At 33.5% G+C, this 16,985-nt stretch carries 12 protein-coding genes; 7 read left to right on the forward strand and 5 right to left on the reverse strand.

Going from position 1 to position 16,985, the window contains the following annotated elements:
• Positions 1–42 precede the first annotated feature (42 nt).
• The 4 genes from WEN_RS02515 (at position 43) to WEN_RS02530 (ending at position 7,685) form a co-directional block, all read left to right on the forward strand.
• The gene (locus tag WEN_RS02515; RefSeq protein ID WP_274506161.1) at positions 43–3,132 is read left to right on the forward strand and encodes a type I restriction endonuclease subunit R; all 3,090 of its coding nucleotides are present in this window, start codon (positions 43–45) and stop codon (positions 3,130–3,132) included.
• A gap of 15 nt (positions 3,133–3,147) precedes the next feature.
• A complete protein-coding gene (locus tag WEN_RS02520) occupies positions 3,148–4,698 on the forward strand; it encodes an N-6 DNA methylase (protein ID WP_014849983.1) in 1,551 nt (516 codons plus the stop codon).
• Positions 4,699–4,701: 3 nt separating this feature from the next.
• Positions 4,702–6,417: a restriction endonuclease subunit S domain-containing protein gene (locus WEN_RS02525; protein WP_014849984.1), complete on the forward strand. Its 1,716-nt coding sequence runs from the start codon at positions 4,702–4,704 to the stop codon at positions 6,415–6,417.
• Positions 6,418–6,914: 497 nt separating this feature from the next.
• Positions 6,915–7,685: a hypothetical protein gene (locus tag WEN_RS02530; protein WP_014849985.1), complete on the forward strand. Its 771-nt coding sequence runs from the start codon at positions 6,915–6,917 to the stop codon at positions 7,683–7,685.
• 48 nt (positions 7,686–7,733) lie between these two features.
• On the opposite strand, the gene WEN_RS02535 is transcribed toward WEN_RS02530, so the two are convergent.
• The 3 genes from WEN_RS02535 to WEN_RS02545 all read right to left on the reverse strand — a co-directional run bounded on the left by WEN_RS02535 (position 7,734) and on the right by WEN_RS02545 (position 10,103).
• Positions 7,734–8,285: a hypothetical protein gene (locus WEN_RS02535; protein WP_014849986.1), complete on the reverse strand. Its 552-nt coding sequence runs from the start codon at positions 8,283–8,285 to the stop codon at positions 7,734–7,736.
• Positions 8,286–8,344: 59 nt separating this feature from the next.
• Entirely contained in the window at positions 8,345–9,487 is a 1,143-nt protein-coding gene (locus tag WEN_RS02540; RefSeq protein ID WP_014849987.1) for a hypothetical protein, read from the reverse strand.
• A gap of 61 nt (positions 9,488–9,548) precedes the next feature.
• Positions 9,549–10,103 carry a hypothetical protein gene (locus WEN_RS02545; RefSeq protein WP_014849988.1) on the reverse strand — a complete coding sequence of 185 codons (555 nt, stop codon included), beginning with the start codon at positions 10,101–10,103 and terminating at the stop codon, positions 9,549–9,551.
• Between the two features lie 297 nt (positions 10,104–10,400).
• On the opposite strand from WEN_RS02545, the gene WEN_RS02550 reads away from it, so the two are divergent.
• Positions 10,401–10,832 (forward strand): hypothetical protein, encoded by a 432-nt coding sequence (locus tag WEN_RS02550; protein ID WP_014849989.1) that lies wholly within the window; start codon positions 10,401–10,403, stop codon positions 10,830–10,832.
• Positions 10,833–10,841: 9 nt separating this feature from the next.
• Here the strand turns inward: WEN_RS02550 and WEN_RS02555 are convergent, their stop codons facing one another.
• Entirely contained in the window at positions 10,842–11,897 is a 1,056-nt protein-coding gene (locus WEN_RS02555; RefSeq protein WP_014849990.1) for a hypothetical protein, read from the reverse strand.
• A gap of 246 nt (positions 11,898–12,143) precedes the next feature.
• Positions 12,144–12,755 (reverse strand): hypothetical protein, encoded by a 612-nt coding sequence (locus tag WEN_RS02560; RefSeq protein ID WP_043911389.1) that lies wholly within the window; start codon positions 12,753–12,755, stop codon positions 12,144–12,146.
• Positions 12,756–12,825: 70 nt separating this feature from the next.
• Between WEN_RS02560 and WEN_RS02565 the strand changes: the two genes are divergently transcribed.
• A complete protein-coding gene (locus tag WEN_RS02565) occupies positions 12,826–16,014 on the forward strand; it encodes a type I restriction endonuclease subunit R (RefSeq protein WP_014849992.1) in 3,189 nt (1,062 codons plus the stop codon).
• A complete protein-coding gene (locus tag WEN_RS02570) occupies positions 16,004–16,930 on the forward strand; it encodes a restriction endonuclease subunit S (RefSeq protein ID WP_014849993.1) in 927 nt (308 codons plus the stop codon). Before WEN_RS02565 ends, WEN_RS02570 begins: the two co-directional genes overlap by 11 nt.
• Positions 16,931–16,985 lie beyond the last annotated feature (55 nt).

The raw sequence follows: 16,985 nt of genomic DNA on the forward strand, positions 1-16,985 counted from the left end.
GAAGGTAAAAACTTACAAAGTTAACTCTTTGGAGTCTTTTTATTAAATGATTTCTATCAATTTTTAAGTCAAAAGCATCCCTATCTAGAGAGGCAAGATGCAAGGGAAATTCTTGAACAACTAAAAAATGAAAATAAAACATTTCATTCATTTAATAAGTTCTTCCTAAAAGCATTAAGAGAAGGCTTTATCTACAGAAGATTTGCGGACAAAAAGAATTATTCTATTAACTTATTAGATTTCAAGAATCCCGAAAACAACATTTTTAAGGTAGTAGATGGAATTAGTTTCAAAGCCACACAAACTGACTATGAATTTCAAAGTAGAGTGGAAGTCAAGCTCGATTTAGTTATTTATATCAATGGAATACCTCTATTTGTGTGAGAATTTAAAGACCCAAAGAAAGATCTATTCGAAAAAGATACTCTCCTCGGAACTGAACAATTAATTAGATATAACGAGAAAGCAATACCAGAACTCTTTAGATATAACGCTTTTTGCGTTATATGCAATGGTTTAGAAGGAGTTAAATATGGTGTTTCTTGGGGGGAATATGGCGACTACAAGGAATGAAAAAGAGTATTTAAAGAAGACAAACCAATCAATAAAAACATACTCATTGTAACTATTAGAGGATTATTCAATAAATCAAGAATAGTTGAAATTCTCGAGAACTTCATTTGCTTTTCAGATACTGATCCCAAGAAAAAGATTGTCTGCAGATATCCACAATATTTTGGAGCAACCAAGTTATTGGAAAGTATTGAGAATAACTGCAAGAAAGATACTCAAGGAACGGGAAAAGGTGGAATCTACTTTGGAGCTACAGGTTGTGGCAAGAGTTACACCATGTTATTCCTCTCAAGATTACTTCTCAAATCAAACAAATTAAATAGACCAACAATATTACTAATTACTGATAGAAGGGAACTCAATTACCAACTGAGAAAGTTGTTCTATGACCACAAAGAATATTTGCAATGTGAAGAAGTTGTTGGGATAGAAAAGAGCAAAGAACACCTGAAAAGAACTCTTGCTAATGCTACACCTGGTGGAATTTATCTAACTAATATTCAAAAGTTTTTAAGTATTGATGAAGTACTAACTGAAAAGTGAAATTTTGTGTGCATCTCTGATGAAGCTCACAGAACACAAGATAGTTTAAGTGGCCATTATAAGAGAACTTTTGAAGGGGAAGGGTTGCGACACTGTAAACACTTAGCTCAAGTGTTGCGTGATTCTTTACCTAATGCAACTTATGTGGGATTTACTGCAACTCCCAGAGATAAGACCTTAGAGGTGTTTGGGTCAATAGTGGATGTGTACAGTATGGAGCAGTCTAAATATGATGGTTTCACTGTCCAAATACTCACAAACTCCAAAGAGACTAAGTTAAGGCTTGATGAGAGAATTGCAAGAGAAATTAACAGTATCTATAGAGAAATGGAGAGTGAAGGGACTAACAAAGAAAAGATTGAAGAGGATCAAGAAAGCAGAACTAGAAGAAGGAAGGCACTTTCTTCTCCTAAGAGATTAAGAGCTGTTACGGAGAATATCATCGAAGACTATGAGAGGAGAGTGAGTCTGAGGCAAACTGTGCGAGAAAAAGCGATGATAGTTGCGGATAACAAAGAAGCTGCATTCATCATCTATCAAACAATTAAAGAGAAAAGACCTACTTGATTTGCAAATGAAGATCCTTTATTTCCAGAAAGGTCTATGGTGAATCTAGTTATCTCTGTCACCCCAGAAGATCGAGAAGAGCTGAAAGAAGTGGCTGGGGATTCCGGAAGACATAATAAGTTAGCTAATGAATTTAAGAAGGAAAAGTCTAGTTTCAAGATCGCAATAGTCTGCAGAATGTGACTAACTGGTTTTGATGTTCCTTCTTTAGATTTGATGTATTTGGATAGATATGTTAAGGGTCATGAATTAATTCAAGCTATTTCGAGAGTTAATAGAAGTTTCCTGGGAAAGAGAGTTGGAATGGTTATTTGCTATTTACCGCTAAAGAAAAGATGAATAGAGGCATTTAAGGCTCTAGAAGAGATGGGTGAAATGAGTAGACCGGTGGAAATTGATGAACTTGCAGAGCGATTAAAGATGCAAATCGGAGAGGTGGATTCACTATTTTCTGTCAATGAAGAATGGGGTGAGGGAGTTAAGCAATTCTTTTGGGGTAGTGAGGTTGAAAAGATGGTATTTGTTCGAAAGATTGCAGAATGAATTAACAAACAAACTGAACAATGGAGAGTAGAGATATTGAACAAACTGAAGAAGCTACACATTACTTACCAGCAATGTAAGTCTTATGAAAACTTAGAAGATGAATGCAAAAATGCAGTTATGTTATTTGAGGCAATCAAGAGAGAATGAAAGACTCCAACACGGGCAGAAAAGATTCAAGGGGAGAGGATTGATGCCTTAATGAAACATGCCTTTGATGTTCATGGTGAGATTAGAGATGAAGGTGACGAAATATTAGATATGTCTTTTAACTATTCAAGAGATCCGATTGATATGGGATCTTATTTCTCAATATCTCCAGAATCACTAGAAGATCGGGCAAAGATGTATGAAAAAATTAATAATCTTACTGAACAATTGAATGACAAAGGAGAAAAGGGTCAAATCTTCTCAGAAAAGCTAAAGGATTTAGTTAGCAGAATTAACTCTTCTTGAGATGAACAGACTAAATATGAACAAATAAAACAAGAAATTCAACAAATAATACAAGAGGCTCAAACACTACTAGAAGAGGGAGAAGAGGAGAAAAAAGAAAGAAAGCTGTCTGATTTGATTTACAGTAAAGTCTTGGTTCATGTAAGAGATAAATATGCTTTCAACTTCCAAGATGAGAAAATGAGAAATCTATCTGAAGAAATAAGGCAAATAGGGGATAAGTACATAAAACAGATTGATTGAGATAAAAAAATTGCTACCAGAAGCAGAATTACAAAAGCACTAGATTTTTCATTGAAAAATGCTGAATGACCTCCTTTCCCTCCTGAAAAAGATTTAGAAGATCAACCTTCTTCCTCCTATAGCACTTCAGTGGTTATTAAAGAAACAATTGAACTCCTAATATACGTTTTCAAAAATATTGTTCAAGAAGAGAAGAAAGAAGAATAGCCTCTCTTAATTAAGATGTCTAGCATTTTTACAACTAAACAGTGGTTTGAGAAATTAATGAATTTTCAAGGTTCTTTGGGAATCTTTGAATACGGAGAGATAATTACTAGCTTATTTCTCTTGAAACACTTAGATGGAAGATTCAAAAGTCAGAGGGAAAAGATAAAACAAGAGGGCAGGGAAGAAGAGTTAGAGGAAAGTATTTCTTATCTTTCGGATGGTATTACTTATTTACCTAAAGAAGCCAGATGAGCTGAAATCAGAGAGAAATCCAAGGAAGCTCATTTGGGGGTTTGCTTAGATGAAGCCTTTGAATTAATTCAAGAAGAAGATCCAAGACTAGAAGGGGTAATAAGAAGAAATTGTTTCACTCACTCAAAACTACAAAAAGGGAATTTAAACACTCTAATGGATGTTGTGGAGGGAATGTATGGTGCAGAAGAGAGTGAGGAGAGATTTATTCAAAAATTCCAAGAACTACTGAATGAGTTTGCTAAAAAGGCCGGAAAAGTAGAAAAAGACTACAAACACACAGAACTTACTGCATCCAAGCTGCTAGTTGCCCTATTAGAGCCAGATAGGGGAAGAATTTATGATCCTTGTTTCGGAACTGCTAGCTTGTTATTGGAGGCTGCCAAATATATCAAAAAAGATCAAGAACATCTGGATGATGTTTCTTTCTATGGGCAAGAATTATCTGAGCCAATGCAAAAGTTAGCAAAAATTAACTTTGCTATTAATGGAGCGGAACTCTTTTCGAAAGAGCCGGCTTGTACCTTCCACAATGATCAACACCTTGACTTAGCAGGAAAAGTAGATTACATTGTTACGAGCCCGCCTGCCAATCAACCCGATTGAAGAAGTGAAGCTGGCTTAATTGAGGATGAAAGATGAGAGAAGTATGGAATTCCACCAGCAAATAATGCCAACTATGCTTGAGTGACACACATAATTCACAAACTTTCTCGAAATGGAATTGCCGCTTTGTTTTTTCCTCAAAGGTCGTTGTATAGTCTTGGGGATGAAAAAAGAATTAGACAAAAAATCATTGAAGAAGATCTGGTGGAAGCGGTTATCTTACTACCGAAGAGAATTGTCTACAACGACGATAAGCAACTATCTATTTTGGTAATTAATAACAACAAAAATAGAAGAACAATTAAGTTCCAAGGTCAAGAAAGAACTTTTAGAGATAGAGGGGGAGAAGTGTTATTTATTGATGCAAGAAAAATAGCAGGAATAAAGGTGGAGGGGGACTTGCAACTATCTTTAGAAGATATTTCAAAAATTGTTGCCACCTTTAAATCTTGAAGATATGAATTTTCTGGCTCAGAAATGGAAGATATTGAGAAAATAAGACACAAACGTGTTACTTTACAAGAAATAAGAGAAACAGATTACTCTTTATTTCTTGACAAATATCTCTTATATGATTCCGGTGAAGAAAAACAAGACTTGAGTAGTTTGATTGAAAAGAAAAAGGAAATAGAAAGAAATCTATTAATTCTTTTTGAGACTGAAGAAGAAAAGAAGAGGAGAGTTCAAGAATTCTTAAGAAGGTCTTAGAGAATGAAATTCAAAGATATATTCTCTAAATTTCAATTTCTTAAAGACAAGGGAAAGGGGACATCGAATAAAAGGAATTACTCTCCTGTAGTGCAAAAAGCCCAACAAATCCAAAATAATTATTCTCTTAAGAGTCAGGTTTATTTAAAGCCTGCACAGAATCCTAACTACAACCAGAATAACACTTACAACAAGAGTTACACAAATTCTTCTTACCAGACAAATAAATACAAATTTACTTCAACATCTAGCTATAGCCAAACACAAACTTATAAACCCAAAACCGACTTCTCTAATTACTCTTCAAAAAATTTTGTAAATACTAACTACACAACAAAACCTAAACCAAATCTAAATTCTTATTCAACTCCTCCAAGGCAGAATTTTTCAACAGGACAAGCCCAATACAAAAAGTATGAAAGCTCAAACTCCAAGTCTTATTCAACAAAATCTCAAGCGACATTCAATAAATCGAGATATTATTCCCCACCAATAAAGAAACAGAGTGATGTGATTATTGCTGGATACACTCCCCGAAACAAAAAGAAACAAACTTGAAGTCCCGAGCCAAATACTCTAGGAAATTATGTTTCTAGACGTAAAGTTCTAAATTACGGAGGCTTTTCCGCAAAAATAATAGAACCTACGTTTGATAGAACATTTTCTTTCTCAGATTCAAACTCTGTGGGAGAAAAAGAGAAAAGAGACTACTTGACAGTAGATAAAGGGGATGTAGTTATTAATCTACATTCCCTAGGGAAAAATAGACATAAATTTGCAATTGCGATGTACGAAGGAGAAGAAATGGCAATAACTCACCCAGACAACTATGTGTTTAGGGCTTGAGGGGAATCCTTAGACAGTAAATTTTTGAAATTAATAATTACTGGTCAATTATTTGATGACAAGCTCTCTGGTCTAATCTGAAGAAAGAAAAAAGCACTTAATGCCATTGACAAGGTTTTTTGAGAAGAATTTATTGAACTTGAATTAAATATTCCGAGCTTAGACAGCCAGAGGGAGTGCATTAAAAAGTGAGAGTCAATTGAAGAATTAATTTCTGCAAAACAAGCTATTAATCAAGAATTAGAAAAATGAATGAAGTATTATTTTCATTCTTTATCTCCCGTTGAAGATCTAATAAGTAAAAATTTCAAAGAGCTTTTTGTAGAAGACAAAAAAGAAGAAACAAGCTATTTAAAGCTAGATTTAAAAGATCCGTGTGGCAAATTTATTTTTTCTAACCTAAAAGATTTAATAATTAACCACAAATGTGATATGTACAATCAAAAATTTTGTAAAGCAAATAAATTACTTCTTTCTAAAAAGGTTTATGAGGATGAAGAAAGAGAGCACTTTCTACACTTGTGACTTGGTTGTGAAGAATTTTTAAAAAACTACAACTTAATTGCTTTTGCTCCTCTGTTAAATGTTCTAGAAATTCCTTACAGTTATTGCTTAATAAAGGAACACTTTAATCACTTAATAAAAAATATTCCCACTGCAACCACTAGCAGTAGAACTATCACTCTTCCGCAATTAAGAAATATTGATTTTCAAATTCACCCTACAAACAAAATAATTGAATTTAATAGAACTTGTGAGCCAATCTTTGAGTATCAACAAGCGCTAGAAGAGGAAATCTATAAGTTACGTAAATTATTAGAAAAAGAAGAGGAGATTATTAATAAAAAGATATTTACTAGAAAGTTAAATTAGTGTTTGTGAAGAACATTGTTCGATAAGTATTGGAGTAAGTAACATGACTCTTTTGATTAATCAAAAATTTAAAATTGGGTAGAAAAATTTAATCTGATAGTTATCGATTAATTAAGCTGTCAAGCTTATTAAAGCTATTTATAGTTTCGACAACAAGTTTTGGTGTTCCCCTAACCTTTTATGGAATTTCTCCTGACACCGTCACAAAAGAACAGAGACAATTTAAGTGACTATTAAATTGAGAAGATAATCAAGAATCGCCAAGCATTTTAACTTGAAAAAGGGAGTCTAACAAATATCTTGTTTCATCGAGAAAACATAGATGACAAGGGCTGTACACAGATGAAGAAATAGAAAAATTATTTACTGGTAAAGATAGAAGAAATATTTACAAATTATTTTTTAAGAGCGAAGTAATACAAAAAGAAGGTGAAATAAAAAACGGCAAAGGAATTAAAGGGTCTATTGGGTTAGCAAAGATTAGTTCAGAAAAGGAAATGAGTGGTAGCGCGAAAGTAAAAATAGAAGAAATAACAAAAGAAGAGGCTAAAAAGGTTTATTTAATTATTGCTAAAGGCAAGAAGTCAATATATTTAATGCCAGCTGTGTTGTCCGAAGAATCTGATGCCGGAAACAACTTGAAAGCAACAGAGAGGGAAAAAGAGATTTGGACGAATGGGGTTGATGTTGCAAGTTGAAAGTGGAATGATCGACAAGCAAAAGAATGGGATGTCGGGAGAGATGGGGAAATTCAAAAATCATTAAAGGGTGGTTTTATAGTAGCTAGAGCCGGAGGGAATGTTGTTAATGGAGTGATTGAAAAAAATGAATCAGAAAGGTTAAGAGAATTTGAATATTGATGAGGAGGGAAAATTTCAGGTATGCGTGCTCATGTAAGGATTGAACAACACGCGGAAGGAGATTTTTATTATCAAAATGCTGGTATAGTGTTGGGGAAACGAGGGGAGAAAGAAGTTAACTTGGGGTTAGGTTTGGCTCTTGTAGTGGAACAATTTAATAACACGAGAGAAAAATTTTTCCCATTAGATATTCAAGTGATGGGGGAGAATCAATCATTAAAAGACAAACATAAAGATAATAAGAGACTAGTACAAGAAATAGAAATAGATGATGAAATTACTCAAGTTGTGGGAGTTAGATTAGACCAAGTTGTTATTAGTGAGACTGGAATTGGTGGCGGTGTAGAAAGAGAAATAAAATGAGGAAACTTAAAAAGACCTACTTGAACTAGTGAATTAATTAAATAAAACCTTAAATAAATTACTTAGTACTTATTTATTAAAAATAAAAATTTATTATTTCAATTCTTCCAAAGTACAATTTGTCTCTTTTAAGTTATCTTCAAATTTCATTTTTTTCTCCCGCATATCTACTGTAGTTTTCTCTTTAAGATCTATTCCTCTCAAAGAAGTTCAAGTATTTCTATTATTTCTTGTGTTATCTTTTATTATTTCCTTCTTTTCTCCTGTAGAAAAATCATCCCCTTCAAGAATCAAAGTAACTTCTGTAATATCTCCAGAATTTGTGTCTATACTTTTAACTTTCTTTAACTTAGAGAGATCAAAGGGGCTTGAACTGTCATAAAAATAGAATTCCGTGGTTCAAGGATTTTTGTCTCTTTGACAAGCCAATAATTTTCTATTTTTATTTTCTGGTTCTGGTGGGACTTGTTCTTTTGCGCTTCCTTGAAGAACTATTAGACAAGACTTTTTTAAATCTTCTAAGTCTTTCAACTTAACTCTTTCTACTGAAGTGCTTTTAAGTGCATGTGAAACTGGAATAGCAACTCCTGCACTAGCAACTAGTGCAACAATTGCTTTTCCTAAAAGATCTAGAGGAAGCGACATTGCTGGGATTTAGTAAATCTGAAACTTATTTCCATATTTTAAAAAGGCTTTAAGGGCTCTTACTTAACTAATTCAGTTTTATAAGGGAGTTCAAAATGAACATTTCAAGGAAGTTTGTCACCATTTTTAGTTTCTAACTTTCCATTTTTTATATGTGTGTAGTCAGGATCTCACAAATAGTATTGTCTTTTGGTATCTAGTTGGATGGTTGATGGAGAGCTCGCGAGTGCGAAATGATTAGAAGAACCTGTGTCGCTTTTTCCTAACTCTATAAAACTCTTATTCCCTCCTTCCGCGCCTTTTCATTTTTCTCCCACTATTGATCCTTTAGTGAATATCAAATCATGAATAACTACATATGGACGAGGGTATTTTTTGCCACCACTTGTTGGTGGTCCGACAAAAAGCCTTTCCGTGGTTGTCCTTCCAGCGACACTGTCTTTTTTGTAAGTTACTTTTACTAAACCACTTCTTGATCATCTGGTTTCATTACCACCCCCTCCCTCTGTCGTTCCATTTAATTTACCTCCTTCAAAAATAACACTTAAAGTTGCATCTGTTTGTAACTTAAAGCCTAGAACACCAACCTGTTTATCACTACTGTTTTTTAGTTGTTTTTCAATAAAACCTGGTTTTTCACTTTCTGAATAATACTTCTTAAAGAAAACATGATCGCAATATCCACCTTCTATTGCTTTTTGTTGTTCAGTTTTTGAATTACAGTTCTTCTGAATTCCTTTGTGACCAACTTTCACTAACGACACTAAGCCGGTAAGTTCTACTTCTTTGCTATTTCTGTTAACTCCAACAAGAATGAACTTCTTGGTAGTTAATCCATTAAGGGATTCTGAAGTATTTTTAGAGCCTACTTTTTCTACTAACTTAAGCTCTCCTTCTACTTCGCTTGAGTTCTTCTTGGTGTATTTAGAAAGTGTGGAATTGAAATAATCTGTATTTGTCGGTCTTGCTATGTAACTATATGAATACTTAACTGGTTTTTTAAATCCTCCACTTAATCACCAAGAGTCAAAGGTAGGTGTAACAGTTCCTCCTTGTCAGTTATCTCCTTTGTAATTAGAAGTTAATTCAGTTACTCTTCCTTCTGCTCCCCCTCAAGAAGATAAATTACTACCAAAATACATAGAAGGACTTCCTAACCCCCCTAGATAAATTAATCCTTTGCTGAGGGTTGGTACTTTCAATGGAGAAGCCTACTCTTGACTACTAAACCAAAATTTTAGAGCTTAAAACTGCTGTTATTTACTAACTACTGGGTCCGGTTTCAGAATCACTTCAAGTTGTTAAAGGGAGGTCCCTTTCTATTCAGTTATCTGTAAAATAGATTTTTTTCTCCTTCAAATTTATTTTTGTTTGCTCTTTTAGATTTATTCCATGTAAAGGAGTTCAGGTTTGTTTTTGAATATTCTTGATTGTTTCTTTTTGTTCGACTTCTTCACTTCCCTCAAAAACTAAAGAAACTTCTGTACTTCCTGAAGTGGTTTCTAAATGGCGAACTGTTTTTAAGTTAGAAACATTAAAGCTTTTTGAGCTGTCATAAAAGAAAAACTCTGTTGTTTCGGGGTTATTGTCTCTTTGACAAGCTAGTAATTTTTTATTATGTTTTGCTTGTTGAGCTTCTTGAGTTTCTTGTCCATCTCCTTGCAAAACTATCAAGCAAAGATTTTTCAAATCTTCTTGCTTTTCTAACTTAACTCTTTCAACAGCTGGTCTAAGAGCTCTTGCGACTGGAACCATAATTCCTACACCAGCTGTACCAACTACTAAAGCTTTACCTAATAGTCCAATTGCAAAGGACATATTTAACTCTTACTAAAGTATTTCAAACTAATAAACAAGGATTTTATTATTTTCACTTTTAAAGAAAAATAGTAAAAAATAAATTTCTTATATTTATACAATTCAAGTTTCAAAGAGATTATTGATAGAAATGAAAGTAAAATCTCCTGATTTCTTGAAAAATATAAATATTTTTTAATTAATTTCTTTACTTCTTTCAGGATTTGTTAAAGGTTCTCTTGGAATTGTAGCTTCTACTTCAGTTATTGGTCCTGTAGCATATATTCAATTGCAAAAAGTGGAAGTAATTCCAAGGAATTGAAGTTATCTAAACAATCAGATTTTGACAATTGTTTAGTAGTGATAGAAGGAAATAGTGAAAAAGATAGTGAAGATTCAGATGGAGGTAGTGATAGAAGATTATTAGCTTGTCACAACCCTTCAAATACCAAAACACAAACTGATTTCTTTTTGTGAGTGAAGGGTTCTTCTGAATTGCCCAAAGAAGTAAGTCTTGTAAAAGTTGATTCTGAACAAGTTCCTATCAAGCTTAGTCTGGCGCTCTTAGAGTCTGATGGTTCTAACTCTCTAGAAACAATTAATTTGTCTAATCGCAATTGGAATTTTTTAAATGGAGTGAATTTAAAAGACAAGTGTAGAGTTGGATTTTCTGGAATTAAACAAATTTTTTGTGAAGGTGCAGAGGAAAAGCCGACAATACACTACTCTCTTAAAGAATTACAAGTATAAATTTTCAGATTATTTAATTAGACTGGAGTTGAAAGGTATTTGAATATCCGTTGCTCAAGGAATTTTTTCTCCATCCTTCGTTATTAGTTTTCCATTCTTTATATTTGTGTAACTAGGATCTCAAAGGAAATATCTTCTTTTATCGCCACTTAATGTAATTTTTTTAGCAAAACCATCCTTTGTCTCTTCTGAATTGTTCTTATACAAACTACTTGTGCTGTTCTCGGTGTCCGCCGATCTTCAATCATGCAATACAATTGTTCCCTGTCCAATCTTTTTTGTTCTTGTTTGTTGAGGAACTTTAACTACCACTCCATCTCCCTGCAAGCCTGCCCACAAAGTTCTTCCATTTGTAAATTTCTCTTTAACTAATACTCCTGGGGCAATTATCTCTTCTTCCTGACCTCTTGAACCATTCTTTTTCTTCATACCTACTGCAATTGCGATACTCATACCTCCATCGATTTTTAATTCTTGTAATCCAATTTGCTTATCTTCTTTTTGTAGTTTTTCCACAACTACAAAATTACTGCTTGTTTCTTTATTTTTGTCCTTATAAAATTCTTTAGCACAATTTCCAAAAGCTATTTGTCCGCCCAAAGATAATCTGCCATTATTGTTGTTTGGTCAAAATAATCCAGTTTGTCCAAATTTATCTCTAAGCTTTTGCACATCTTGTGTATTGTTTTTTAATTGAACCTTTAAAACATCTTTTAAGCAAGGTCAATTAACTCCTTGTGAACCATCAACAATACTCACTAAAGCTTCAAACTCAACCTGATTGTTTTTCCCAACCCCAATTAAAAAGAATTTCTTTTTAGTGAATCCCCCGATAACTGGTTTGATTCGACTTTTACCGGCGAGTCTTGATTTATCTCCTTCTCCCCTAGGTCCTAATTGTGTTTCAATCAAAGTCAACTTTCCATCTAGAGTTCCTTTGATATCAAATGTTTCATTCTCAATTGTTCTTTTTTCTTGTCTTGCATATTCACTCCCTTCCATTCTCACAACATATCCATATGAATAAGACATATTCCTTGTTTGAGAAGCTGCCCCTTCCCTCATTCTTCACCCATTAAACCAAGGTCCAACTCTTATTTCACTTCAAAGATCTCCCTTAACTTCTCCAGTTGTTGAGACTATCCTAGTTTGCTTTGGGTGTAATCCTGCAAATACAGTTGGACTTATTAAGCTACCTAAAACAAATAATCCTCTACTTAAACCGGGGGGGGCACTCTCTGGTTTTAAAAGTCTGTTTTAATTTCTAGGATTTTAAGCTCCCAAAGATACTTAATGACGAATATAGATTTTTTAGAAAGCTGAATAGATTACTTTAGGGGCTTTGTTTTCATTTCACTTTAGTTGACTTTCTGATTTAAGTATTATTTCACATTCTTTGAGACCAAGTCTTCTCTTGCAGAAAGAATCTTCTTGTTTGGTAAAGAGATCCTCATCTTTAGAAGTTTGAATGTAAGTATTTGCTATACCACTACCTCCAGAAGTACTTGTCCATAAAAAATCTGAACACTTGATCATCTTTATTAAATTACCACTATTAGAAGTAGGAATTACTAACATTGACGAAGATTTTGAAGTTTCTTGGCTGGTAGTGCTTTCAACTGTAAACTTCGTCTTACTCTTACTTAAAGTTTTCCCAGTCTTTTCATTAACAACCTTTAACCAAATCTTTTCTTTCTTATCGGCGCCACTCCCCTCTTCATCAAAGACATATAAATAGAAACCATAAGAAGTGTTATTGTCTTGCCCGCCAGTTTCGCCCCCCCCAGTGCACTTAAATACAGGTTTGGTTAAACTAACACTTCTTTGTCATATTGTTTTGAAAAAAGGAGAAGTGCCGACAACATAAGACACAGGAGTTACAGTTCCTGTTACACCAAAACCTGTAAAGATTCAAAAGGGCACTGACTTTAGGAACATAAAGGAACTAAAGGGAATTATAGAAAATTTATATGAGTGTGTTTTCTATTAATTAGTGGATCCGGAGAATACTAGGTTTAAGCCAACAACAGAAGAAGAATTAGAAGACTATATAGTATCTCTCTTTGAGACTCAAGGATATCTCTACTCTAGAGGTAATGAACTAAAAAGAGAGAGTTACTCAGAAGTCTTTCTATTAGAAGACTTAACTAACTTCTTAAAGCCTAAATATCCTAAGTTAGACACTTACTTTGGTGTCTACTCAGATATAAGACATATAGCTGATGATCTTCAGAGAGAAGATAAGAACTTCTATGACTTCAATAAAGACTTCTTCAAAAAACTAAATAATGGAATAACTTACAGAAGAGAAAGAGATGGAGAGGTATTCTCTATCTCATTAATAGACTTTCAAGTCCCAGAAAATAATATCTTAAGGGTTGTAAATCAACTATCAGTTGATGGTAAGACTCAAAGGAGAGTAGACATAGTTATTTATATAAATGGAATTCCATTCATTGTTTGAGAGCTTAAATCCCCTAGCGATACCAGTACAGGCTTAACTACCGCTCATAACCAATTACAAACCTATCAAAAAGAGATTCCAGAGCTATTTAAATACAATGCCTTTGCTGTGTTGTGTGATGGTATTGGAAATGTTGAATATGGAGTTAGTTGAGAAAAAAAAGATAGATTTGTTAGTTGAAAGAGAATCTCTGAGTTTGTAAATACAAAGGAAAAAGATCTCTTAGATATCACTATTGCAGGGTTATTCAATAAAGAAAGACTCATAAAGGTAATTGAAGACTTCATTTGATTCTCTGATGACAACCAACAACAAAAGAAGGTTATATGTAGATATCCACAGTTTTATGGAGCTCTCAAGATGCTTAAGAGTATTGAAAGTAACTTAAAGCCGGAAGGATCTGGTAAGGGAGGTATTTACTTTGGCTCTACTGGTTGTGGAAAGAGTTACACTATGTTATTTCTTTCTAGACTACTTCTTAAATCCAAGTTATTAAACAAACCTTCTATTCTCTTAATAGCTGACAGAGTAGAAATAAGTGAACAGCTCTGTAAGTTATTTCAAAGCTCTACAGATTTCTTACAAGATAAGAATGTTAAAGAGATAAAAGGTAGAGCTGAACTAAGTAACTCTCTTAAGACTCTAACTGTTGGAGGGGTATTCATTACTAACATACAAAAGTTTGAAGAAAGTATAGAGCCTCTCTCTAACAGAAACAATATCATTTGTATCTCTGATGAGGCGCACAGATCTCAACATAACTTTGATGTAGAGTTCAAGGAATCAGGGGGAGAAACTGTTCCATTTGCAAAGAGACTACATGAATCTCTTCCTAATGCAACTTATGTAGGATTTACTGCTACCCCTATAGACAAAACTATGGATGTATTTGGAGAGATAGTAGATAAATACACTATGGATGAATCCATTAATGATGGATTCACTGTCCAACTCCTACTAGATTCTCGTAGAGGTTGATTAAGTATTCAAGATGAGATTGTTAACAGAATTATTGAGAAATATGAGGAGGCTAGAAACGCTGGTGCAAGTGCAGAAAAGATAGAAGAGGATCAAAAGATTAGATCTCAACTAAGAGCTATCTCTGGTATTCAAGAAAGAATAGAAAAAATCACAAAAGATATAGTTGAGCACTATGAAGAAAGACTTAGATTGAATGAAACTGTTTGCGGAAAGGCAATGATAGTGGCTAATGGTAGAGAGAATGGATACTCTATCTACAAAGAAATGGAGAAATTAAGACCAGAATGATTTAAGAATGAGTCTGATTCGACTGACTCTTACTCCAAAGTTCACTTAGTTATGACTAGAACAGAAAAGGATTTAAAGAGAGGAGATGAGGAGATGCAAAAAGATATGAAGAGAATGTATGACCTAATAGGTAATGAAAGATATCAAAGGGAATTGGCTAGAGTATTTAAAGATTCCAAATCTAACTTCAAGATAGCTATTGTTAGTGATAAATGACTAACTGGATTTGATGTTCCTTGTTTAGACATTATGTATCTAGACAGAATCTTTCAAGATAAAGCTCTTATTCAAGCAGTATCAAGAGTCAATAGGAAATATATGAGAAAGAGTTATGGAAGAATTGTCTCTTATTGACCTATTGAGGGCTACTGAAAAGAAGCTCTTAAGAAAGTAGGGGGTGGAGAAAGAGGAGGTAAATCTCTAGAGGAAATAATTTCAAAGACTAGAGACAAACTAGAACTATTAAATAAATTGTTCTATGACTTTAAAAAAGAGGATTTCTTGGAAATGAAAGAGGAAGAGCAATCTCAAACAGTCATTAACTATGTAGAGGGAAAAGGGGAAGAGTTTAAGGCACAATTTGCGGATCTATACAAACAGTTCATTCAACTCTATGACAGTTGATCTAATGCTGAATTAAGTAGAGAGTTAGGAGATGATAGAGCTTTCTATAAATTAGTTTGAAAGTATTGGTCTAGAAGTGTAAGAAAGAGTTGAACTCCTATCTCTGACATCACTAAACAAGAGATAGCAGAACAAATGAGAAATGTCTTTAAGTTCGGAGATATGACTCAATACTCATTTGGTTATTTAAATGTTTCTTTTCCGCCAGAGAAAGAATACAAGAATAAAGAAATTACACGGGAAGAAAAGCTAAATAAAGCTAGGAGTTTAGGAGAAGCTCTCTATAAGGCATATAAGTTCTTTGGAAAGAATTTCCTTGAGAAGTTAGCTAAGTTACAAGAGAAATATGAAACTCTTTGAAGTGAACAACAAAAACTAGAAGCTATTGAGGATCCTGAAGAGAGAAAAAGAGCTATGGATGAATTTAGATTTGAGGAAAAACTAGAAGCTCTTGATAGACAAAGAGATGAATTAGTTGATGCTGGTTACAAAAAGATTAAAGAGCATGAATCAAAAGATTGAACAAGAGAAGAACAAATCTTCTTCGATCTTCTAACTCACTTCAATAACCAATTTCAATTTGGTTTTTCAACAGATAAATTACTTGAAATAAATCACGAAATACATCGCCTTTGAGATGAAATCAAAGAGTTTGTGGGGAAAAATATAAGACACTCAATGGCTGAAAAACTAAAAATGAATCTTTATTCACTAATAGATAAATATCACTTCTATGACAAAGATGAGAACTACAGTGAAACAACTGTTGTAATCATTGAAGAGCTATTAGATTGTTTCAAGAAAATGTCAGAAAATGCAGGGTAAATTAGGGGATTACATTGTTCTCTGCAAGCAAAAAAATAAGAATTTAGAAGTTACTAAATTAGTTGGGATTTCATACAGTAAAGGAATTCTTGATAAACCGCAAAGAAAGGCAAGTACAAGCTACTTAAAAACTGGATGGATTGCAAAAAAAGGAGAATTTGTTGTCGATCTAGTTAATGTTCAACATAACAATCACTTATCAGTAGATATCAACAGATCTGAAGAGCCAATAGTAATTAGTCATATTTACAACGTATTCAAAATATCTAATCCTTTATTGGTTGGAGAATATTTACTTTTGTTACTCAAAAATTCAGTAATGGAACACAGATTGAAATATGCCTGTCATGGTTCCGTCAGAGGCACCTTATCTTGAGATAATTTCTCAGGAATTCCAATTTTTGTGCCGGAGTTGAAGGATCAAGAATCGATTGTCAACAAATACCAAACAGTAACTAAATATATAGAAGTTAAGAAAAGAATTAATGAATTACTTGAAAGAAAGATGAAAGCTTACTTCCATATATTGTTTGATGATTTAAAGGATTATGAAATGAGAAGTTTTGGAGAGTTATTCACAATTATTCGAGGAGGAAGGCCTCCTAGATCTAACAGATGACTAGAAGAACTTTATTTTTGTAAAGAGGGCGGAGTGCCTTGATTGCAAGTCAGAGATATAACAAAAAAAGAATTTAAGTTTGTCAGAAATACTGCAGAACAGTTAACAGAACAAGGCTTTAAGAGAGGTAATTGTTCAATAGTCTCTCCGAATGACTTGATTTTTATACACAACGCTAGTAGCAAACAACTAGGGAATATTTATGTGAATTCCTGTGATTTAACAATCAATAGTAACTTTTGAGCTTTGTCTAATAATCTTCCTTGTGGGGGGGGCATCAATGTAGTCTGCCCATAACTTTTATTTATTTTTTGGTCAAGGAAAATATTTGAATTCTACAAAGATTAATTAA

It is taken from the genome of Mycoplasma wenyonii str. Massachusetts (assembly GCF_000277795.1).
Lineage (GTDB): Bacteria > Bacillota_I > Bacilli_A > Mycoplasmatales > Mycoplasmoidaceae > Eperythrozoon_A > Eperythrozoon_A wenyonii.